17 protein-coding genes and 1 tRNA gene are annotated in these 21,260 nt (G+C 70.7%); 8 read left to right on the plus strand and 10 right to left on the minus strand.

Annotated elements, in window-relative coordinates; all coding sequences use genetic code 11:
- Positions 1-269 precede the first annotated feature (269 nt).
- Together AB0E78_RS15620 and AB0E78_RS15625 are read left to right on the plus strand one after the other, a co-directional pair.
- Positions 270-1,481 carry a helix-turn-helix domain-containing protein gene (locus tag AB0E78_RS15620; RefSeq protein ID WP_361832376.1) on the plus strand — a complete coding sequence of 404 codons (1,212 nt, stop codon included), beginning with the start codon at positions 270-272 and terminating at the stop codon, positions 1,479-1,481.
- Between the two features lie 121 nt (positions 1,482-1,602).
- Positions 1,603-1,977, plus strand: coding sequence for a hypothetical protein (locus AB0E78_RS15625; RefSeq protein ID WP_361832378.1), 375 nt, complete (start codon positions 1,603-1,605; stop codon positions 1,975-1,977).
- A 163-nt stretch (positions 1,978-2,140) separates the two neighbouring features.
- Here AB0E78_RS15625 and AB0E78_RS15630 read toward each other — a convergent pair.
- The 3 genes from AB0E78_RS15630 to AB0E78_RS15640 all read right to left on the minus strand — a co-directional run bounded on the left by AB0E78_RS15630 (position 2,141) and on the right by AB0E78_RS15640 (position 5,198).
- A tRNA-Arg gene (locus tag AB0E78_RS15630) sits at positions 2,141-2,213 on the minus strand.
- A 300-nt stretch (positions 2,214-2,513) separates the two neighbouring features.
- Positions 2,514-4,655, minus strand: coding sequence for a pectinesterase family protein (locus tag AB0E78_RS15635; RefSeq protein WP_361832379.1), 2,142 nt, complete (start codon positions 4,653-4,655; stop codon positions 2,514-2,516).
- A 93-nt stretch (positions 4,656-4,748) separates the two neighbouring features.
- Positions 4,749-5,198 (minus strand): MarR family transcriptional regulator, encoded by a 450-nt coding sequence (locus AB0E78_RS15640; protein ID WP_361832810.1) that lies wholly within the window; start codon positions 5,196-5,198, stop codon positions 4,749-4,751.
- Positions 5,199-5,372: 174 nt separating this feature from the next.
- Here AB0E78_RS15640 and AB0E78_RS15645 point away from each other — a divergent pair, with 174 nt between their 5' ends.
- Positions 5,373-7,019 (plus strand): DHA2 family efflux MFS transporter permease subunit, encoded by a 1,647-nt coding sequence (locus tag AB0E78_RS15645; protein ID WP_361832381.1) that lies wholly within the window; start codon positions 5,373-5,375, stop codon positions 7,017-7,019.
- On the opposite strand, the gene AB0E78_RS15650 is transcribed toward AB0E78_RS15645, so the two are convergent.
- From AB0E78_RS15650 to AB0E78_RS15660, 3 genes are all read right to left on the minus strand, one after another.
- Positions 6,992-9,001, minus strand: coding sequence for a GAF domain-containing protein (locus AB0E78_RS15650; protein WP_361832383.1), 2,010 nt, complete (start codon positions 8,999-9,001; stop codon positions 6,992-6,994). The genes AB0E78_RS15645 and AB0E78_RS15650 overlap by 28 nt on opposite strands.
- 59 nt (positions 9,002-9,060) lie before the next feature.
- The gene (locus AB0E78_RS15655) at positions 9,061-10,458 is read right to left on the minus strand and encodes an MFS transporter (protein WP_361832385.1); all 1,398 of its coding nucleotides are present in this window, start codon (positions 10,456-10,458) and stop codon (positions 9,061-9,063) included.
- Positions 10,459-10,536: 78 nt separating this feature from the next.
- Positions 10,537-11,328 (minus strand): 3-hydroxybutyrate dehydrogenase, encoded by a 792-nt coding sequence (locus AB0E78_RS15660; protein ID WP_361832387.1) that lies wholly within the window; start codon positions 11,326-11,328, stop codon positions 10,537-10,539.
- A 371-nt stretch (positions 11,329-11,699) separates the two neighbouring features.
- Between AB0E78_RS15660 and rho the strand changes: the two genes are divergently transcribed.
- Positions 11,700-12,923: a transcription termination factor Rho gene (rho, locus tag AB0E78_RS15665; RefSeq protein WP_361832389.1), complete on the plus strand. Its 1,224-nt coding sequence runs from the start codon at positions 11,700-11,702 to the stop codon at positions 12,921-12,923.
- Positions 12,924-12,933: 10 nt separating this feature from the next.
- Here rho and AB0E78_RS15670 read toward each other — a convergent pair whose 3' ends face one another.
- Positions 12,934-14,217, minus strand: a complete 1,284-nt coding sequence (locus AB0E78_RS15670; protein WP_361832391.1) for a M6 family metalloprotease domain-containing protein — start codon at positions 14,215-14,217, stop codon at positions 12,934-12,936.
- A gap of 285 nt (positions 14,218-14,502) precedes the next feature.
- On the opposite strand from AB0E78_RS15670, the gene AB0E78_RS15675 reads away from it, so the two are divergent.
- Together AB0E78_RS15675 and AB0E78_RS15680 are read left to right on the plus strand one after the other, a co-directional pair.
- Complete coding sequence (locus tag AB0E78_RS15675; RefSeq protein WP_361832393.1) at positions 14,503-15,159, plus strand: helix-turn-helix domain-containing protein; 657 nt, start codon at positions 14,503-14,505, stop codon at positions 15,157-15,159.
- Positions 15,160-15,282: 123 nt separating this feature from the next.
- Positions 15,283-16,800 (plus strand): MFS transporter, encoded by a 1,518-nt coding sequence (locus AB0E78_RS15680; RefSeq protein ID WP_361832395.1) that lies wholly within the window; start codon positions 15,283-15,285, stop codon positions 16,798-16,800.
- Positions 16,801-16,882: 82 nt separating this feature from the next.
- On the opposite strand, the gene AB0E78_RS15685 is transcribed toward AB0E78_RS15680, so the two are convergent.
- The gene (locus tag AB0E78_RS15685; protein WP_361832396.1) at positions 16,883-17,398 is read right to left on the minus strand and encodes a MarR family transcriptional regulator; all 516 of its coding nucleotides are present in this window, start codon (positions 17,396-17,398) and stop codon (positions 16,883-16,885) included.
- 118 nt (positions 17,399-17,516) lie between these two features.
- Between AB0E78_RS15685 and AB0E78_RS15690 the strand changes: the two genes are divergently transcribed.
- Complete coding sequence (locus tag AB0E78_RS15690; protein ID WP_361832398.1) at positions 17,517-18,299, plus strand: class III extradiol ring-cleavage dioxygenase; 783 nt, start codon at positions 17,517-17,519, stop codon at positions 18,297-18,299.
- Between the two features lie 18 nt (positions 18,300-18,317).
- Here AB0E78_RS15690 and AB0E78_RS15695 read toward each other — a convergent pair whose 3' ends face one another.
- Positions 18,318-19,370 (minus strand): questin oxidase family protein, encoded by a 1,053-nt coding sequence (locus AB0E78_RS15695; protein WP_361832399.1) that lies wholly within the window; start codon positions 19,368-19,370, stop codon positions 18,318-18,320.
- Positions 19,371-19,451: 81 nt separating this feature from the next.
- Complete coding sequence (locus AB0E78_RS15700; RefSeq protein ID WP_361832401.1) at positions 19,452-19,994, minus strand: N-acetyltransferase family protein; 543 nt, start codon at positions 19,992-19,994, stop codon at positions 19,452-19,454.
- A gap of 184 nt (positions 19,995-20,178) precedes the next feature.
- Between AB0E78_RS15700 and AB0E78_RS15705 the strand changes: the two genes are divergently transcribed.
- On the plus strand, positions 20,179-21,186 hold the full coding sequence (locus tag AB0E78_RS15705) for a sigma-70 family RNA polymerase sigma factor (protein WP_361832403.1): 1,008 nt from the start codon (positions 20,179-20,181) through the stop codon (positions 21,184-21,186).
- Positions 21,187-21,260 lie beyond the last annotated feature (74 nt).

The following is a 21,260-nucleotide window of genomic DNA, read 5'->3' on the forward strand; positions in this document are numbered from 1 at the left end:
TCTCGCCTAGCGCGAAAGGTTTCAACGGCCAGTGTCGAGCCCACACCAAGAACGCCACCGCTCAACGTGCTGATCAAGGTCATCCATTCCACTCCGCCAACAGTACGAGCGGAACACCGTGAGTGACAGGCGCGCCCCCTGCGCTTCGAGGCTCGCCCGACGCGAGTACTGACAGGGCCCCCATCGCCTTCGGGCGGTGGGGGCCCTTCGTCATGCCGACCGCCAGACGCACACTCTCCCTTACCACAAGGTCGGCGTGCCGTGGCCGCGTGGCAAACGAACACTTGGGGCGAACTCTCCGACGCCTGCGCCGCCTGGCCTCCCTGACGCAAGAGGAATTGGCCGAGCACTCCGATGTGTCCGTAGACGTGATCCGGCAACTTGAGCAGCGACGGAAGCACTCGGCGCGCTTGCCCACGCTTCACGCTCTGGCGAACGGGCTCGGAGTGGAGCTGACAACCCTTCTGGGAGATCCTCCTGCCGTCTCGACGGGAGAAAACGACGGGCCGCAGTTCGTGGCGGTACGGCGGGCCGTCATGCCCGCGCTCTGGGTGGCCGAGCCGGAGCCGCCAGGGCCCGACTTTTCGCTGCCCGACCTTCGCGAGCAGATCGCGGCCGGCTGGACGCAGTACCACTCCGCCGAGTTCGACACCGTGATGAAGGCGCTGCCCGACCTGATCTCAGATGCGCGCGCCGCCGCGGCATCCCCCGACGGCACGGACCAGGCCGCCGGATTCGCAGCGCTGGGCAAGTCCCTCCAACTGGCCGGGCACGTCGCCGTGCGGATGGGGAAAACGGACCTCGCCCTGATCAGCCTTGAGCGCGCCATAGACGCGGCGGCCCGTTCCTCCGACCCCTTGCTACGCGCCATGATCGTGAACTCTGTTGCGTGGACCTACCAACGGCAAGGCCGCCTCGGCGACGCCCTGAGCATCGCCCTGCACGCGGCCGACGACATCGAGCACAACGGGCACACGGGCACCGCTGACGGCCTCAAGGTCTGGGGTGCGCTGACGATGTCGGCCGCCACGTCGGCTGCGCGCAGCAACGACTATGAGCGGGCAGCTGCGTTGATGGAGCGCGCCGAGAATGAGGCGGCTCGTGTGGCCAAGCTGCCGCAAGGCAGCGGCAGCCGCATGGTCAGCGTGTTCAGCCCTTCGTCGGTGCGCATCGAGCGCGTCCGCCTGGCCGTGCAATACGGGCACCCCGAGGAGGCGCTGGCCCTGGCGAAGGGGATACGCCTGAGCAAGGACACCCCGCCGTCTTGGCGAACGTGGCTGCTGCTGGACGTGGCCCGAGCCCACACGGATCTGAGCGATGCGGCGGGGGCGGTGAAGTCCCTGGAGTCGCTGCGCCGTGTGGCGCCGACGTGGATGCAGCACCACACCCTGGCAGTCGCCATCGTCCGTGATCTGTGGGCGCTCCCCAACCACCCCGCAGGCCTCCGACCGTTGGCTGAATTCCTGGGGGTCAGCGAATAGCGTCGCGAAACTAGGACGCCACGTCACTGTCACCCTGTGTAGCGCGCCGATTCCATGAGTCGTACAACGCCCCGGCAACCGCGTGAACGGCCCCAGGGCTGGCCGACCAACAGGAGTCGACATGGCCGAGATTACGGGCCCAGCGTCCGCCGCGAGAAGCACATCGAGCGACACGCTCGATGTGCCGCCGCTCGAACTGCCAGAGCCGGGCAGCCTGTCCGATCAGCAGGTACGTGGCCGTGCCTGTGTGTGGTGCGCCGTCGCCCTCAGCAACGCGACCGCCTACGACCTCGGTGTGCGGGACACAGACGCGCATGGGTCGGCCGCTCGCTGGTTCCCCCGAGCCTGCCTCCCCTGTGCCAGCACGCACCTCTGCGCGGCGTCCGAGGAGCATCGGAAGGACTGCGAGCAGTGCGCCACGAGCCTCCCGTGGTGCACCACGGGCCAGCGCCTGTTCGGCGCGGCCATGCGCATCCACCGGCAGGGGCGGCGATGAGCGAAGGCACACGGTTCTGCTGGCGGTGCGCCCCCCCTTGCCGTGGCGAGGGTGTATCGAGAGTGTGCAACCCTGCGCCGAGACTGTACCCAGTGCTGAGACAAAGAGACCCCGGACCCCGCGTGACCTGCGGTTTCCGGGGTCTCTTCCCTGATCACACTCGTGCCCCCGGCAGGATTCGAACCTGCGACACCCGCTTTAGGAGAGCGGTGCTCTATCCCCTGAGCTACGAAGGCGGGCCTTGCGTGGTGCGTGGTGGGGGCTCTGGGTGAGAGTTCCCGTGCGCGCCGTGCGAGGTCCTGGGCTGCTGCTATGAGCGGCCCACCACAGACTAGCGGATGGGGCGGACGCGGTGGGATGGGGTTGCGTCCGGGTGCGAGGGGGTGAGGGTGGGTGGCTGGAGTTCGTCAGGGGTGCTGTGGGGGAGGTCTCACCCGGAAGCCGGAAGCCGGAAGCCGGGAGCCGGGAGCCGGGAGCCGGGAGCCGGGAGCCGGGAGCCGGGTCCCCGGGTGGCTCCCGGGCTGCCCTCCGCCCCCTCAGGGAGCCGGGGTCCAGTTGCCCAGCCAGTCGGCGGTCTCCTGGCCCGCCGCCTGCGCGTCCGTCAGCTGGGGGCGGTCACCGCTCGCGGGGCCCGAGCCCGCGCCCGTGTTCTTGTACTCGGCGAAACGGTCGTCCTTCCAGGAGAAGCCGCCCATGTCCGTCCACGGAGTCGTCCTGATCGCCGCGCCGAGGGTGGAGTTGCGTACCGTCGTCTGGGGGTCGAGGCTCGCGTCGCCGCCCGCGTGCCAGTTGCGGCCCAGGTAGAAGCTGCGCGCGGACACGTCGCCGTTGACCGTGCTGTCGGTGATCAGGAAGCCCTTGCGGTCGGGCGCGGTGCTCGGCGCGGTGACGTAGCCCTGCGAGGTGCCGTCCCAGCGCTTCTTGAGGGTGATCACCGAGCGGTCCACCACGGCCGTCGCCCGGCCGAAGATGAAGTCGGTGTTGCCCACGACGTACGAGTTCCTGACGTACGCACGGCCGAGCTTGTCCTTGGCCGCCGTGTCCAGGAGGAGAGTGTCCTGGTCCCCCTCGACGATCACGCCGTCGAGGAACACCTTGTCGGCTGCCGTGCGCAGCGCCACCGCCTGGTGTCCGGCGAGGTTCTGGTTGGCCTTCTCGTCGAAGTCGTTGGAGATCGTCAGGTTGCGGGCCTGGAAGTCGTCCGCCTCCGCGGCGACGGTCGCGCTGCCCGAGGTGCCGTAGGTGCCGGAGCCGTCCGGCTTGGGCGTACCGGCCGCGTTGGCGTACACGATGACCGTGTCCTTGCGGCTGCCGCCCGTGCCCTGGAGGGTGACGTGCGGCTTGTTCGACGGGATCTTGACCGTCTCGCGGTACGTCCCTGGCTTGATGGCGACGGTGACCCGTGACGGGTTGTTCGCGGGTACGGCGGCGACCGCCGCCTGAACCGTCTTGTACTGGCCGCTGCCGTCCTTCGCCACGGTGAGGGTGGCGGCAGCCGAGGTCCCCGAAGCCCCCGAAGCCCCCGAGGTCTCCGAAGTCCCCGAAGTCGCCGCGGACGCGCGGACGTTCGCGCGCGGGCCCGCCCCCGCCTTCACCTTCTCCGGGACGTTCGCCGCCTTGTCGAGCGTGTAGCCGTAGAAGCTCTTCGGGTCGAACGCCGTGCCGCCGCTCTCGTTGCGCCCGCTCGTCCCGACGAAGACGTTGCCGCGCTGCACGACCGAGGCCGAACTGTCCTTCGTGACCGGGTTGTTGAAGCCCTCGAAGTAGCTGTTCTCCAGGACCATCCTCGTGTTGCCGCGCGAGTAGTTGCCATAGGACGACTTGATGTCCGTGCCGGGGGCGTCCTGGAGGTAGTTGTTGTAGAGGTGCGCGTGGGCCACGTTGTCGGTGGACGGGTTGCGCTGCTCGGTCTCGCGGAACCAGTTGTGGTGGATCGTGATGTCGGCCGTGGTGTTCTCGGTCCAGCCGATGCCGAAGGTCTTGTTGTTGTCGCTCAGCTTGTTCCAGGACACCGTCAGGTAGGTGGTGTCCTTGCGGCTGTCGATCAGGCCGTCGGCCATGTGCCGCAGGTCGTTGTGGTCGATCCAGACGTGGTGCGCGCCGTCCATCTGTACGGCGTCGAAGTCGTGCTCCTTGTCGTTCCACGTGCCCGCGTACGAGTCCCGGATCGTGAGGTTCCGGATGATCACGTTGTGTACGCCCTGGCCCAGGAAGAAGCCGCCCCCGACGATCTGGCCCGCGGTGCCGGACCCCACGATCGTCTTGTCCGACGCGACCTTGATCTCCTTACCCTTGGGGTTCATCGTGATCGTCGCGGCGACCACGATGACGTACGGATCGGAGGCCGTCGCGTACTTCTCCAGGTCCTCGAGCGTCTTGACGGTGACCGTCTTCCCGTCGCGTCCGCCGTAAGTCCCGTTCTGGCCTAGGGCGTTGACGGACGCGAAACCGTCGGCGACATCGGCGGGGTTGGCGGCGCCGGCTGCGTCAGCTCCCGCCGAGGCCGCGGGAGCCGCCGTGGCCCCGAAAACCGTGCCGCCGCCGTACGCCAGGCCCGCCGCGGCCGCCATGGCCACCGGGATGCCGACCGTCAGGTTCAGCCGACGCCTGCGATGCCGCGCGGTCTTGTGTCCGCCCTGCTCGTGCGGCTCACGCTGCTCGTGCTCGATCGCTCTCATTGCCTCATCCGCCCTGGCCTAGTGGTGTGCGTTGCGCAGGGCAGTCGCCGCCACCGGGCGGATTGGTTGCCGGAGCCGCGAGGACTCGCCGGGTCAGCCCGGCCCGGCCGCCCGGTCCCGCTCCGCGAGGTCCGCGTCCATCGTCGTCCGCAGATCCGCGAGCAACGTCTCGAAGCGCTCCAGGAGTTCGGGCGGGTACTGGGCCATCGTCGCGTCCATCCGGACCGCGAGCGGCGTGAAGAACTCGTCGGCGCGTTCCCGGATGCCGGGCAGGCTGTGCAGCGTGACGACGCGGCGGTCGGCGTGCTCGCGGGTCCGGACGATGTGGCCCGCGCCTTCGAGACGGTTCAGGAGCGCGGTCGTGGCGCCCGAGGAGAGCAGGATGCGTTCGCTGAGGCGGGCCGGGGAGAGCGGGGTGCCGCGCTCCTCGGCGGTGACGATCTCCAGCAGGGCGTCGGCGTCCGTGGAGTGCAGGCCGAGCCAGACGGCGAAGCGGCGGCTGAGCTCGTTGTAGCGCTCGCCGTAGCCCCTGAGCCCGTCCATCAGGCGCTCGCGCTGCGCCGTCACCTCGCCGGGTGTCGGTTCCTCCGTCGCCACCGCGCCGCCCTCTCTTCTGTCGGCTGTCGTGCTCGCCGTCATCGGCGGGCTCGTGCTTTGACAACTTACCGGCCTCAATTTACCTTCATCGTGGAATTACTTCACCATGGAGGTATTGAGATGCGTGATCCGTCCCCCGCCCGCCGATGGTTGGGCCTAGTCGCCATCGCCCTCGGTGTCGCCCTGATCGTGGTCGACACCACGATCGTCAACGTGATCGTCCCCTCGGTCATCGAGGACCTGGACACCACCTCCGTGCAGGCCCAGTGGATCCAGGAGTCGTACGCGATCGTCTTCGCGGCACTGCTCCTGCTGACCGGGCGCCTCGCGGACCTCTTCGGAGCCCGCCGGGTCTTCGTCGCGGGCGTCGTCGTCTTCGGCACGACCAGCGTGCTCGCCGGGCTCGCGCCCGGCAGCGGGCTGCTGATCCTGGCCCGCTTCCTGCAGGGTGCGGGCGCGGCGATGATCCTGCCGACCTCGCTCTCCCTGCTGAACGCGACCTTCACCGGCAAGGCGCGCGGCCAGGCCTTCGCCATCTGGGGCTCGACCATCGGCGGCGCCGCCGCGCTCGGCCCGCTGCTCGGCGGCTGGCTGGCCGAACACGTCTCCTGGCGCTGGGCGTTCGGCATCAACGTGCCCCTGTCCGTCCTCGTCGCCGCCGGCGTGTTGCTGTACATGGCTCCCTCGCCGCGGGCCAAGGGGCGGGTGGACGTGGCCGGTGCGGTGCTCTCCGCGGCCGGGCTCGGGCTCCTCGCCTTCGGGCTCGTCGAAGGGCGTACGTACGGCTGGGTCGTCAGCATCGAGCCGCTGGACGTTCTCGGGGTCAGCTGGGCGAGCGGCCCCTCGCCCGTTCTCGTCGCCCTCGTGCTCTCCGCCGGCACGCTGTACGCCTTCGTCCGACGGCAGATCGCGCTCAGCAGGAGCGGTGACCCCGCACACGTCGCACGCGTTCTGATGGACGTACGGCTGTTCTCGATCGCCTCCTTCCGCAACGGCAACATCGCGACCCTGATCATCGGCCTCGGAGAGTTCGGCATCGTCGCGGTGCTCCCGCTGTGGCTGCAGTTCACCCTCGGCTACAGCGCCCTGGAGGCGGGGCTCGCCCTGGTGCCCATCGCCGTGGGCAGCTTCGTCGCGACGGGTGCGAGCTTCCCGCTCGCCGCGAAGGTTCCGGCGCTCGGGCAGGTGCGCATCGGCCTGGCCCTGGAGGTTCTGGGCCTTGCGGGCGTCGGGCTCATCGCCGCTCCGGACAGCTCCTGGTGGGCCGTCGCGTTGATGCTGTTCGTGTACGGGATCGGCGTCGGGTTCGCCACCGCCCAGGTCACCAACGTGGTCCTCGCCGAGGTGCCGCACGAGAGCGCGGGGCAGGGCTCCGGCATTCAGAGCGCCTTCCGCCAGCTCGGTTCCGCGCTCGGGATCGCCGCCCTGACCACCGTCTTCTTCACCACCCTCAGCACGAACCTGCGCGACAGGCTCGGCGACGCGGGAGTGCCCGCGGGGCAGGCGGACCGGCTCACCGGCGCCGTCACCGACAGCGCGGGAGCCGCCATCGGGCCCCTCGCGGACCGGCCGGAGACCGCGTCCGTCGCCGACGCGGCGCGCGCGGCGATGACCGACGGGGTCGCGCTCGGTGGCTATGTCGCCGCGGGCTTCGTGGTCCTCGGGCTCGTCGCCACCTTCCTGATCCCGGCCGTCACGGCCACCGCCACCGACGCGAAAGCCGCCGAGGATCAGGAGAATCAGGGAGACGCGGTCGCTCCGGTGTAGGCGTGCAGGCGCAACGCCAGCTGGATCTCCAGGGAGCGTTCCGGGGATTGCCAGTCGGGGCCGAGCAAGTGGCCGATCCGGTCCAGGCGTTGGACCACGGTGTTCACATGGACGTGGAGGGAGTCCTTCGCCTTGGACTGGCTCATTCCGCAGGCGAAGTAGGCCCGCAGGGTGTGCACGAGTTCGGTGCCGCGTCTGGTGTCGTAGTCGAGCACCGGGCCCAGCGTGCGGCGTACGTAGGAGTCGAGGTTCGTGTCGTCGCCGAGCAGTACGCCGAGGAAGCCGAGGTCGGGCAAGTCCGCGCCCCGGCCGGTGTGGCCGAGCGCGCGCAGGGCGGAGAGGCAGCGCAACGCCTCCGCGTGGGCCTGGGCGAGGGCTTCGGGCCCGGTGGCGGGGCCCGCGGCGCCGACCGTGACCGGGGCCCCGGCGGCCTGGGTGAGCTCGACGGCCAGCGCGCGGGCCCGGGAGCCGGTGTCGTCGGCCGGGAGCACCAGGACCACGTGGTCGTGGTGCAGGCCGGACAGGCCGTGGCGGGTGCGGGCCGCGCGTGCGGCCGAGGAGAGCAGCAGCCGGCGTGCGGCCGTGTCGCTGTGGGCGACGAACACCGAGTGGGGCAGGGCCAGATCGACGTCCAGGCGGCGGGCGCGCGAGGCGAGGCGGCCCGGGGTGCCGGAGAGGGAGAGCAGGTCGCCGAGGAGTTCACCGCGTACGCGGTCCTCGGCCTCGGCGGCCGAGCGGCGGAGCAGCAGGAGCAGCGCCGTCACGACCCCGGCGCGTTCGAAGAGGCGGCGGTCGGCCTCGCCCAGGTCGGCCCGGTCGGTGAGGGCGATGCTGCCGAGGAGCTCGGGGCCCGCGAGGACGGCGCACACCCAGGTTCCGTCGAAGGGGACGGCCCGGCCGCTGGCCCGCGAGGCGGCGACGGCCTCGGCCGGGGGCGTACGGGGCTCGGCGGTGCCCGCGTCCACCACCCCGGCGAGCTCCGTGCCGTCCGCGTCCACCACCCGTGCCAGCTCCGTGCCGTCCGCGCCCACCACCCGTGCCAGCTCCGTGCCGTCCGCGTCATGGATCAGCGTGCCGCCCCGCAGCAGCGCGCCGATCGCCGTCGCGACCTCGGTGAAGTCCCCGCCCCGCAGCACGAGATCGGTCAGCCGGTCGTGCGCGTCCTCGGCCCGGCGCAGGGCCTCGCTGTGCGCGCGGATGGTCTGCGATGCCGCGTTCAGGTCGACGAGCGCGGCCCGCGTCTCCTCCATGCGCCGCGCGCTGTCGATGGCGATCGCCGCGTGGTCCGCGAGCGAGGAGAGCAGCGCGCCCTCGTCCGGTGTGAAGGCGCGTGCGGTGCGGTCGGCGGCGAACAGCACCCCGATGACGTGCGTGCCCTGTCGCAGCGGCACACCGAGGATGGCGTGCAGGCCCTCCTCGAGGACGGCGCTGTCGATGGGGGTGGTGTGCTGGAAACGCGGGTCCACCTCGTAGTCCCCGGTGGCGTACGGACGGGCGGTCTGTGCGACGAGGCCGCCGAGTCCCTCGCCCATGCCGAGCCGCAGGTTCTGGAACGCGGCGGAGACCGAGCCGTCCGTCACACGCATGTAGGTGTCGCCCGCCGCCGGGTCGTTCAGGGAGAGGTACGCGACGTCCGTACGCAGCAGCAGCTTGGCCCGGTGCACGATCGCGCGCAGCACCGCGTCCAGGTCACGCAGGGCGGCGAGGTCCCCTGCCGTGTCGAACAGAGCGGTGAGCTCGGCCTCTCTGCGCTGGTGCTGGTTCAGGGTGCGGCGCACGCGCAGCGCGGTCTGCGTGGCCTCGTCGATCGCGGTGAGCTCGGCGGCGCTCGCCCCGGCCGCGCGGGCCGCGGCGGCGGGACCGGCGAACCGCTCGGCCGGAGCGTCGTCGGCCAGCAGGCCGAGCAGTTCGCGCAGGGCGGTACAGGCCTGCTCCCGGTGGGCGGTGTCCGTGGAGCTGGACGCGTCTGTGGAGCTGGACATACGACGGGTCGCCTCCGGGAGTGGGGTGCCGCGGGCGCTGGGCGGGCGCGCGCCGCGGGTCAGGTCGAGATTGTCGCCGACGGTACGGCGGCGGAGGAATCCCCGGGAGCCGTGCTCCGCTGGGAGAGCGAGCGGCCCCGGGTCTCCTTCGCCACCAGCACGGTGAGCGTCGTGATCACCACCGTCACGCAGACGTACAGGGCCACCGGCGTCGCGGACCCGTAGTCCTTGAGGAGCTCGACGGCGATGATCGGCGCGAGCGCCCCGCCGATGATGGACGCGAGCTGCGAGCCCATCGAGGCCCCGGAGTAGCGGACCTTCGTGTCGAACATCTCGGAGATGAAAGCGGCCTGCGGCCCGTACATCGCACCGTGGAAGAGCAGCCCGACGGTGACCGCCAGGGTGATCACCGTGAAGGACTCGCTGTCGACGAGCGCGAAGAACGCGAACGCCCACGCGGCCATCCCGACGGAGCCGATCAGGGTGACGGGCCTGCGGCCGATGCGGTCCGAGAGCGCGCCCCACAGCGGGATCGTCACGAAGTGCACGGCGGACCCGATGAGCACGGCGTTCAGGGCGGTGCTCTTGGGCAGTTCCAGGTGCACGGTGACGTAGACGAGGACGAACGCCGTGAGGATGTAGTACGAGACGTTCTCGCCGAGCCGGGTGCCGATCGCGGTGAGGACGCCGCGCCAGTTGTGCCGGAAGACCTCGACGACCGGGGCGTCCTGCTTGGCCGCCGCCCCGCCCTCGGCCGCCTCGGCCTCCGCGCGGGCCTGCGCCTCCAGGAACAGCGGGGACTCCGAGACGGAGACCCGTATCCACAGGCCGATGATCACGAGCACCCCGGAGAGCAGGAACGGGATGCGCCAGCCCCAGGCGAGGAACGCCTCGTCGGACTGGACGGCGGCGAGGAGCGCGAGGACGCCGGTGGCCAGGAGGTTGCCGCCGGGGGCGCCCGCCTGCGGCCAGGAGGCCCAGAAGCCGCGGTTCTTGTCGTCGCCGTGCTCGGAGACGATCAGGACGGCGCCGCCCCACTCGCCGCCGAGCGCGAAGCCCTGGATCAGGCGCAGCACCGTGAGCAGGATCGGGGCGCCGACGCCGAGGGTGGCGTGGGTGGGCAGCAGGCCCATCGCGAAGGTGGCGCCGCCCATCATCATCAGGCTCAGGACCAGCAGCTTCTTGCGGCCGATCTTGTCGCCGAAGTGGCCGAAGACGACACCCCCGATGGGGCGGGCGGCGAAGCCTACGGCGTAGGTGAGGAAGGAGAGGAGCGTGCCGACCAGGGGGTCGCTGTCGGGGAAGAAGAGGGTGTTGAAGACGAGCGCGGCCGCCGAGCCGTAGAGGAAGAAGTCGTACCACTCGATGGTGGTGCCGATGAGGCTGGCGCTGATGATGCGGGCGATACCTGGCGTGCCCGGGGTCCTGCCCTGGGCACGCGGCGTTGCGGCTGCCATGGCGTGATCCGTTTCTCGATGGGGACGTGTCGCGACGGGGACGTGGGGTGCGGTAAATGGCGCTGGGGGAGCGGGGGTTCAGCCGGCGGTCCAGCCGCCGTCCAGGGGGAGCGACGCGCCGGTCACGAAGCCGCTGTGCGGGCCGCAGAGCCAGAGCGCGGCGGCGGCGATCTCCTCGGGCTCGATCAGCCGCTTGGCCGCGGAACGGCGCAGCAGTACGTCGGTGAGGACCTGCTCGGGGGGGATGCCGTGGGCGGCGGCCTGGGCGCTGATCTGGTCCTCGACGAGGGGCGTGCGGGTGTAGCCGGGGCAGAGGCAGTTGCTGGTCACGCCGTGCTCCGCGCCCTCCAGGGCGGTGACCTTGCTCAGGCCCTCCAGGCCGTGCTTGGCGGCGACGTAGGCGGACTTGAAGGGGCTGGCGCGCAGGCCGTGGACGCTGGAGATGTTCACGACGCGGCCCCAGCCCTGTGCGTACATGTGCGGCAGCGTCCGGCGCAGCAGGAGGAACGGCGCGGTGACCATGACCCGCTGGATCAGGTCGAACCGCTCCGGGGGGAACTCCTCGATGGCGGCGACGTGTTGGAGCCCGGCGCTGTTGACGAGGACGTCGACGCGGGTGGGCAGGGTGTCGAGCGCGGCGGGGTCGGCGAGGTCCACGGCGTGTGCCTCGCCCTCGATCCGGGCGGCCACGTCCTTGGCCGCGTCGGCGTGCCGGTCCACGACATGGACGAAGGCGCCGGCGTCGGCCAGGGCCACGGCGCAGGCCCGGCCGATGCCGCTCGCGCCGCCGGTGACCAGGGCGGTGCGTCCGGTGAGGTCGGTTCCGGCGGGTCCTGCGGGGGCGACACCGCGGGGAGTGGGGCTCGTCATGGCCGGAAACGTAAGGGCGCGCCGCATGGGGATCCCATGTGTGGGGCCCACACAACCAGGGAGCGCTTCATGTGGATGGGCGCGGCCGTCCGGGTACGATCCCGGTGACCTACGTCACGTCCCGAGCCCCGCAAGCTGTGCTACCTTGCGAACAGCACGTGTGTACGCCGCTTTCTGTGGCGCCGGTGCCGATCTTCTTTTCTTCCGCCTCGTCGAGGCCCCCGCAGCTCCGTGGTTTCGCAGCTTCCGCATTTCCAGAAGTCTCTTTCGCGAAGCCCTCTGCCGCAGTTCTTCTCTCCGCCCGACGCACGGGACGTGAACACACCGTCTCGCCGGGCCCCTTCATTCGCATGCTCGCGAAAGGACCCCTCATGAGTACCGCAACCATCACTCGTAGCAAGAGCACCGCCCAGGCCGCCAACCCGGCCACCAGCACCTCCACCAATACGGCCGCCGCGGCCCCCGTCGTCGCCGTCTCCGGCATCCTCGACGTGAGTCACAACGCCAACGGCCATCTCCGTACCGGCGATTGCCTCGCCACCCCGAACGACGTGCAGGTCCCCTCCGCGCTCATCCGCCGGCTCGGCCTGCGCGCGGGCGACCTGGTCGAGGGCGTCTGCGGCAAGGCCCGCACCCTCGCCGACGTCGACCGGGTCAACGGACACTCCGCCGAAGCCCCGCACAGGCGTGCGCGGTTCGGCGACCTCACCCCGCTGCACCCGCGCGAGCGGCTCCGTCTGGAGACGCCGGGCGACGGCGGTGGCAGCATCGCGACCCGGCTCATCGACCTCGTCTCGCCGGTCGGCAAGGGCCAGCGCGGCCTCATCGTCGCGCCGCCCCGCACCGGTAAGACCGTCCTGCTCCAGCAGATCGCGGCGGCCGTCAGCGCGAACCACCCCGAAGCCCACCTCATGGTCGTCCTGCTCGACGAACGGCCCGAGGAAGTCACGGACATGAAGCGTTCCGTACGCGGCGAAGTGCTCGCCTCGACCTTCGACAAGCCCGCCAAGCAGCACATCGCCCTGGCCGAACTCGCCGTCGAGCGCGCCAAGCGGCTCACCGAGGAGGGCAAGGACGTCGTCATGCTCTTCGACTCCCTCACCCGGCTCTGCCGCGCGTACAACAACGCGGCGTCCAGCGGCGGCCGCACCCTCTCCGGAGGCGTCGACGCCGCCGCCATCCAGGGCCCCAAGCGCCTCTTCGGTGCCGCGCGGCTCGCGGAGGAGGGCGGGTCCCTGACCATGCTCGCCACCGTGCTCGTGGAGACCGGATCGCGCGCCGACGACTACTACTTCGAGGAGCTCAAGGGCACCGGCAACATGGAGCTCCGCCTCGACCGAGGCATGGCCGAACGACGGGTCTTCCCCGCCGTCGACGTCACCCCTTCCGGCACGCGCCGCGACGAACTCCTGGTGCCCGCCGACGAGTTGACCGCCGTACGCGGCCTGCGGCGCGCCCTGCACGGCAGGGACCCGCAGAGCAACCTGGAGGCGCTGATCGAGCGCCTGCGCAAGACCCCGGACAACGCCGCCTTCCTGCGCCAGGTGCAGCAGACCGTGCCCGGCGCCGGCTCCTCCAAGGTCAACGGTGGCTGAACCCGGCGGCTTACGGCCGCGTGACGTGCACCCGGTAACGGCCCTCCGCGTCGATGTCCGCCACGGTGATGCGCACCCCCGTCTTCTTGTCCGTGAACGTCTGGCCGGGCTCGTAGGTCGCGTCGGAGAGTTCCGCGTGGACGTTCGGCTGGCGGGTGCAGCCGCCGCTGTCCTTCGTGGAGTCGGAGACGGTGACAGGGCCCTGGCCCGTGTCGACGTCCGCGTCCACCCGGTAGATGAGGACGCCCGGCTTGCAGATCGCCTCGTCGTTGCCACCGCGGGTGCGCACCTCGACGGCGTACCCCGACCGGGCGCCCAGCGGCACGAAGGCGAGCTTGGTGCCGCCCTCCGTGGGCAGCGGGCTCAGCGTGTGCTCGGTGGTGCCGGAGTTCGACGCACAGCTGATCTGGTCGTCGCCGAGCCAGCCCAGCTTCCACTTGTGCCAGGCCAGCAGGTCGTTGTTGGCGCCCCAGTCCTCGCTCATGATGTCCCAGTGGCCGACCGCGCCGCCGCCCTCCTGCGTGTAGAGGTCGGGCAGGCCGAAGACGTGGCCGTTCTCGTGGGGGAGCACCCGGTAGCCGGTCTCGCGGTAGCTGCCCGAGCCGTCGTCCTGCCGGCTGTAGACGAAGGACGCGTTGGAGACCGGGACGCCGTCCGCGACGGGCGCCTCTGCGTTGCCCGCGAAGGTCACCGACAGGACCGTGTCGAGCGCGGAAGGGCCCGCGTTCGGCGTGATGAGGATGTTGACCAGGTCGTACTCCCGGAAGTCCACGTCCGGGTCGGCCGCCGCCACGATGTCCTTGACCAGCTCGCGGTAGCCGGGGTCGAAGGGGGCGCCGCGCTCTATCCCGTACTCCTTGAAGCTCTTGGGCATCCGCAGCCAGTCGGGGATCGGGGATTGAGGGCGGTAGTCGAGCCGTCCGTAGGAGCTGGTGCGGAACCAGTCCGAGGTCTGCGGGAAGAACTCCGCCAGCCGGTCGAGCGCGGCGCCCTCGCCGGGGGCGTCGGAGAAGTCGACCATGAGGTTCAGGGCCCGGACGGTGCCCGTGGAGCGGGAGTAGCCGGCGGTGGTGGGCACGCCCTCCGACATCTGGACGCCCATCGCGCCGTTGATCATGCACGGGCTGAGTGTCGTCGCGCGGGCCAGGGACACGGGTCCCGCCGCCGTGGGGGACTCCTCCATCAGGCGGCCGGTGCTCGCCGATGTGGTGACCGTGAGGGCAAGGACGGCGCAGGTGGCCAGTGCCGCGCCACGTCGTGCTCCGCGTATCTGCCGCCAGGTCGGCTGCTGCATGCGTGGGCCTTCCCCTTGCGGCAGCCGCCGGTCCTGGCTGCACCCTTTCGATCACCCTGTGCCGGTGGGTGCGCGGGCGCTCGCTGGGTGCGACCGATCGTGGGTTTCTTTTGCATCTAGGTGTGACGCGGGTCACAGGAAGAAAGTCGGGGGACGGGAAATATCCGGGGACTGTCTCCCCGTTTAGACCTGTGTCCGAGCGAAACGGGGAATCACTCCCCGCATCGCGCATTCGAGGCCCCGGCACCGTCCGGAGGCCCGATCACCAGCTTGAGGAGAGCCGCCGTGGAGACCGCCACCGCTGCACAGCGCCGCACGCCCCGCCCGCGGGCCGACGCCCTGCGCAACCGGGAGCGGATCGTCGCCGCCGCACGCGAGATGTTCGTCGAGTTCGGCCCCGACGTGCCGCTCGACGAGGTCGCGCGCCGGGCCGGCGTCGGCAACGCCACGGTCTACCGGCACTTCGCCGACCGTTCCGAACTGGTCCACCAGGTCGTCCTGCTGGTCACCGACCGCGTCTCGGCACACGCCGAGGCGGCGCTCAAGGCGGCCGAGGCCGACGAGAGCGTCGCGTTCGACGCCCTGCGCCGGTTCGTACATTCTTCCGCCGACGAGCGGATCGGTGCCCTGTGCCCGATGCTCCAGGCGGCCTTCGACCCCGATCATCCGGATCTGGTCGACGCCCGTGAGCGGCTCGAAGCCGTCACCGACGGGCTCATGCACAGGGCGCGCGCGGCCGGGCAGCTGCGCACCGACATCGCCGTCGGAGACCTGATGGTCGCCCTCTCACAGCTCACCAGGCCGCTGCCCGGCACCGCGTGCCTGAACATGGACCGCTTCGTCCACCGTCATCTGCAGCTGTTCCTGGACGGCCTGATGACGCCTGCCCGCTCCGAGCTGCCCGGGGAGGCGGCGACCTTGGAGGACCTCCGTCAGAGCTGAGCCTCGCCCGGGGCCGTTCGACCTTCACCGCACGTGGCACGCGCCTCCGCGGCACGCGGCACGCATCTTCTTCACGTCTTTACGTCACTTTTTCACCACTCGTATCGCTAGGTGGCTACTCCCATGTCAGAAACAGATCCGAGGCGCTGGAAAGCGCTGATCTTCATCGCGCTCGCGCAGCTCATGGTCGTCCTCGACGCGACCATCGTGAACATCGCGCTGCCCTCCGCCCAGCAGGACCTGGGCATCTCGGACGGCAACCGTCAGTGGGTCATCACGGCCTACGCCCTGGCCTTCGGCGGTCTGCTGCTCTTCGGCGGCCGCATCGCCGACCTCTGGGGCCGCAAGCGCACCTTCGTGACCGGCCTGATCGGCTTCGCCGCGGCCTCCGCGCTCGGCGGCGCCGCGACCGGCGAGGCCATGATGCTGGGCGCCCGCGCCCTGCAGGGTGTGTTCGGCGCGCTGCTCGCGCCCGCCGCCCTCTCGCTGCTCGCCGTGATGTTCACCGATGCCAAGGAGCGCGCCAAGGCGTTCGGCATCTACGGTGCGATCGCCGGTGGCGGTGGCGCCGTGGGCCTGATCCTCGGCGGCTTCCTCACCGAGTACCTGAACTGGCGCTGGACGTTCTTCGTGAACATCCCGTTCGCGATCATCGCCGCGCTCGGCGCGTACTTCGTCATCCGTGAGCCGGCCGGCGCCCGCAACCGCTCGCCGCTCGACATCCCGGGCGTCATCCTCTCCACCCTCGGTCTTGTCGCGCTGGTCTACGGCTTCACGCGCGCCGAGTCGGCCGGCTGGTCGGACTCCCTGACGATCGGCATGTTCGTCGGCTCCGCCCTCCTGCTCGCCGCGTTCGTGTTCACCGAGGCGCGGGTCAAGTCGCCGCTGCTCCCGCTGCGCGTCCTGACCGAGCGCAACCGCGGTGGCGTCTACCTCTCGCTCGGCCTCGCGATCATCGCGATGTTCGGCCTGTTCCTCTTCCTCACGTACTACCTGCAGATCGTCAAGGGCTTCTCGCCGGTCAAGACCGGCTTCGCGTTCCTGCCGATGATCGTCGGCATGATCACGGGCTCCACGCAGATCGGCGCCCGCCTGATGACGCGCGTCCCGCCGCGGCTGCTCATGGGCCCCGGCTTCGTGGTCGCGGCCGTCGGCATGCTGCTCCTGACGCAGCTGGAGATCGGCACCTCGTACGCCGGTCTGATCCTGCCCGCGCAGCTGCTGCTCGGTCTCGGCATGGGTACGGCGTTCATGCCCGCCATGTCGCTGGCCACGCACGGTGTCGAGCCGCGTGACTCGGGTGTCGCCTCCGCGATGGTCAACACCTCGCAGCAGGTCGGCGGCGCCATCGGCACCGCTCTCCTGAACACCATCGCCGCCTCCGCCACGACCGCGTACATCGCGGACCACGCGGCGGGCGCGACGAACCCCGCGGCCCAGAAGCTCGTCCAGGCGCAGGCCATGGTCGAGGGGTACACCAGCGCGATCTGGTGGGCCGTCGGCATCCTGGCCGCCGCCGCCGCGATCGCCTTCACCCTCATCACCACCGGTGCCCAGAGCGGCTCCTCGGCCGCCTCGGGTGACTCCGAGGGCGCGGAGGGCGTGGCGGACGAGGTGCGGATCCCGGTGGTCGCGCACTGACCGCGACCACCGTGCACCTGGCGTGGCGAGTGGCGACCGCGTAAAGGCGAGTAGCACCACGAGCGATACCGCGTAAGGGGGCCTAGCGGAGCCAGGGCAGGTCCGCACCCGCCTCCTTGGGCTGAAGTCCCTCGGCGACGATCATCATGATCTCGCCGAGGGACTTCTGCTGTTCCGGGGTGAGCCGGTCGAAGATGGCCTGGCGTACGGCGGTGACATGGCCGGGCGCGGTCCGGCGCAGCACCTCGTACCCGGCGTCGGTGAGGATCGCGAACTGGCCGCGCTTGTCGGAGGGGCAGTCCTCGCGGCGCACCCAGCCGTTCTTCTCCAGGCGCGCGATGGCGTGCGAGAGACGGGACCGGGTGATCTTGGTGTTCCTCGCGAGCTCCGTCATGCGAAGCCGCCGCCGCGGGGCGACGGAGAGCTGGACCAGGAGGCCGTAATAGATGTGCGGCATGCCGGCGTCGCGCTGCAACTGGCGGTCGAGGTGATCTTCCAGGAGCGTGGTGGCTTGCAGGTATGCGAGCCAGGTGCGCTGTTCGTCGTCATCGAGCCAGCGCGGTTCCCCGTCGGGGGGAGAAGTGGGTGCCGTATCCATGTACTCCACTGTACGCAGCCCTTTCTTGAAAGTTAAACAATGTCGGAGTAGGGTCATCGTCGAGCAAGAGCTTGAGAGTTAAAGTAAATCGTTCTTCGCGCGTTTCGGAGGCGCCGCCATGACCGCAACCCAGGAGCGCATGCCCGCCCTGTACCTCAGCCACGGCGCACCGCCGCTGGCCGACGACGCGCTCTGGCCCGGACAGCTCCGTGCCTGGTCCGCCGGGCTGCCCCGACCCAAGGCCATTCTCATGGTCTCCGCCCACTGGGAAGAGGCCCCGCTCGCGCTCGGCGCGACGGACACGGTGCCGCTGGTCTACGACTTCTGGGGCTTCCCCGAGCACTACTACCAGGTGACGTACGCGGCTCCGGGCGCCCCTCAACTGGCCGATTCCGTACGCAAATTGCTGCGCGGGGCAGGTGCGCCGGTGCAGGACATCCCGGATCGCGGGCTCGACCACGGAGCGTACGTCCCGCTCGTCGAGATGTATCCGGACGCGGACGTCCCCGTTCTGCAGATCTCCATGCCGACCCTCGACCCCGGGCGCCTGATGGACATCGGCCGCAAGCTCGCGCCGCTGCGGGACGAGGGCGTGCTCATCGTCGGCAGCGGCTTCTTCACGCACAACCTGGCGGCACTGCGCCAGGGCGGTACGCCGTCGTGGTCGGTGGAGTTCGACGCGTGGGGCCACGAGGCGCTGGACGCGGGCGACGTGGACGGCCTCCTCGACTTCCGGCACAAGTCGCCCGCGGGCGAGCTCGCACATCCGCGCACCGAGCACTTCGCGCCCCTGTTCGTGACGCTGGGGGCGGCGGAGGCCGCCGGGGACCTCGTGGGGCAGCGCAGTGTGATCGACGGGTTCTGGATGGGGCTCGCGAAGAGGTCGGTGCAGTTCGGCTGACGGCGCCGCGCCGCGGCTCTAGACGAGCGGCTCGCTGATCTCGATCGCGCGCAGGGCCGACGCCAGGGCGCGCTCGTCGCCCACGTCCAGTGCCGTGTCGGCGAACTTGATGACGTGCTCGTCACCGTGCGCCAGGGCCCGCTCGAAGACCTCCTCGGGGGCGAAGGTGCCGGGTGCGGTGTACGCGACCGGGGCGTCCGGGGCGTACATCGCGGTCACGGCGGCCGATGCCGTCCAGGCCGCGTGCAGGCTCGGCGCCCACAGGGCGCGGGGCAGCGCGGGCAGGGCGCGCAGCACGGCGTTGGGCACGGTCGAGGCGTGCACCAGCATGGTCTCCTCGCCGTGGCCGTGCGTGGCGTACCGGTGGGTGGCCGCACGCACCAGCTCGGTGAGCCCGCGGTGCGCCTCGTCGGGGTCCGTCACCGTGGCCGCCCACGCGGGCAGGCCCGCGACCCGGCCCAGCCTGGCGGGGAAACCGCCGTCGGCGCGGTCCGCGATCGGCTGCACGGAATCGAGGGCGTCGGCCGCGGAGGAGGCGCCTCCCGGCAGGAGCGCGATTCCTGTGGCGGGGTGGTGGCGGGCGGCCCAGTAGCCCAGGCCGTGGGCGAGTTCGGTGACGCGGGGCTCGGTCTCCGGGGTGGTGAGGAGGGTGCGGACGGCGTGCCCCACCCGGATCACGGGGTGCGTGGAGCCGCCGTACATGCCCGGCAGCAGGAGCGGCCACCATGCGGCCAGGACGTCGCGCCAGGGGCGTTCGCCGACCTCTCTCGCGAAGTACGCGATCCAGTCCGCCGCACGGCGCGGATCACCCAGGGCCTCGCGCCAGTTGGCGTCCGTGATTGTTTCGACCGCGCTCGGGTACTCCTCCAACTTCGGCGCGTACAGCTCGAGCCAGCGGTGGACCGCACCGGCCCGGCCGTGCGCGGCGAGCGCCTCGACGGCCATCGGCGCGTGGTTGGTGAGGCGTCCCAGGCGCTCGGGGCCCGACGCGTGCAGGCGCTGGAGGGCCTCGTCGAGGGTGCCGGTGGTGTCGGCTGCGGGGCTGGCTGAGGTGTCGGCTGTGGCGTCCATGGCGGCACGGTAGGCGGGGCCCGAGCAGGGGCGTAACGGCCTTGCGTCCTAGGTCGGGACCTAGGCCGGGGCCCGCGGGACCTAGGTCCCGCTTGGGGGCCGGGGGCCGAGGGGACGCTCGTACCAGGCGACGTCCCAGTAGCGGCCGAACTTGCGGCCCACCTCGCGGTACGTGCCGACGTGCCGGAAGCCGAAACGTTCGTGGAGGCGGCCGGAGGCGTCGTTCGGCTGGGCGATCCCGGCGTAGGCGCGGTGCAGGTCCTCGCCTTCGAGGGCCTCGAAGAGCGCCTTGTAGAGCAGGGTGCCGATGCCGCGGCCCGTGGCGTCCGGCGCGCAATAGACGCTGACTTCCACTGAGGTGGCGTACGCGGGCTTGGCCCGGAAAGGAGAACTCGTGACGTACCCGAGGATCAGGCCGGAATCCCGCTCCTGGGCAACCAAGAGGCGGTGGGGGCCGTCTTCAGGATGGGAGAGCAGCCAAGGGCGGCGCTCTTCCGGCAGGAAGACGGCCGTGTCGAATGTGATCGCCGTCTCACGTACATAGTGGTTGTAGAGGGCGGTCAGGGCGCCGAGATCGGCCTCCGTGCCCGGCCTGACCTGCACCTCTGTACGTTCCGACGGCATCCGGCCTCCCTTTGTGGCGGCACAGGGTACTGCAACGTCAGGAAAATAGATGCGCGGCTTGGGAATTCTGTCCGGATTCCAGTCGTTGTTTCCATCGGAAGCAGGGCACCCGCAAGGGTGTGGTTTCCACCACAGAGGCCCGTGAAAAGGGCCGACCAGGACCTCCACACGCAAGGGAGCACGCATGGCAACCCGTGCCGTCGCCCGTCGTAAGTCCGCCTCCACCGGCGAGACCGACGCGGCACGCAGTGTTCGCGCCGTAGGCGGGGAGATCGCCGACCGCGACCTGGTCGGCATGTACCTCGACGAGATCGCGCGTACGCCGCTGCTCGACGCCGCCAAGGAAGTCGAGCTGTCCCAGATCATCGAGGCCGGTGTGTACGCCCGGAAGATAATCGACGGCGAGGTCGAGGACTCCGCCGCCGCCAAGTCCGCATCCCGCGAGGAGCTCGAAGCCCTGATCGCGGACGGCGAGCGGGCCAAGGACGTCTTCATCCGGTCCAACCTGCGTCTGGTCGTAGCGGTCGCCCGCCGCTACCCGCGCAGCGGTCTGCCGCTCCTCGACCTGATCCAGGAGGGGAACGCGGGCCTGGTCCGCGCGGTCGAGAAGTTCGACTACGCGAAGGGCTTCAAGTTCTCCACGTACGCCACGTGGTGGATCCGTCAGGCCATCACCCGCTCCATAGCCGACCAGTCGCGCACCATCCGCCTCCCCGTCCACCTGGTGGAGGAGCTCGGCCGGATCCGCCGGGTCATGCGCGAGTTCAACCGTAAGAACGGGCGCGACCCCGAGCCGGAAGAGGTCGCGGCGGAGCTCGACTCCACGCCCTCGCGTGTCACGGACGTCCTGGACTGGGCGCGCGACCCGGTCTCGCTCAACATGGGCGTGGACGACAACGGCGACACGCAATTCGGTGACCTGCTCGAAGACACCTCGGCGGTCTCGCCGGAGCAGTCCGTCCTGACCCTGCTGCGCAGCGAGGAGCTGGACGACCTGATCGGCCGCCTCGACCAGCGCACGGCCTCCATCATCAAGATGCGGTACGGCATCGAGGACGGCCGCGAGCGGACCCTGACGGAGGTCGGCAAGCAGCATGGTCTGACGCGTGAGCGGATCCGCCAGATCGAGAAGCACGCGCTGCTCGAACTGAAGAAGCTGGCTCGCGACACGGGCTTCGACGCGGCGGCCTAGGCGGTCCAGGCCGCCTGGGCGGTCGACGCAGCCTTCAGTGCCTCCCTATAACTGAGCCCCGGTGCCATCCCCCC

Source organism: Streptomyces sp. NPDC032198 (assembly GCF_040636975.1).
Classification (GTDB): Bacteria; Actinomycetota; Actinomycetes; order Streptomycetales; family Streptomycetaceae; genus Streptomyces.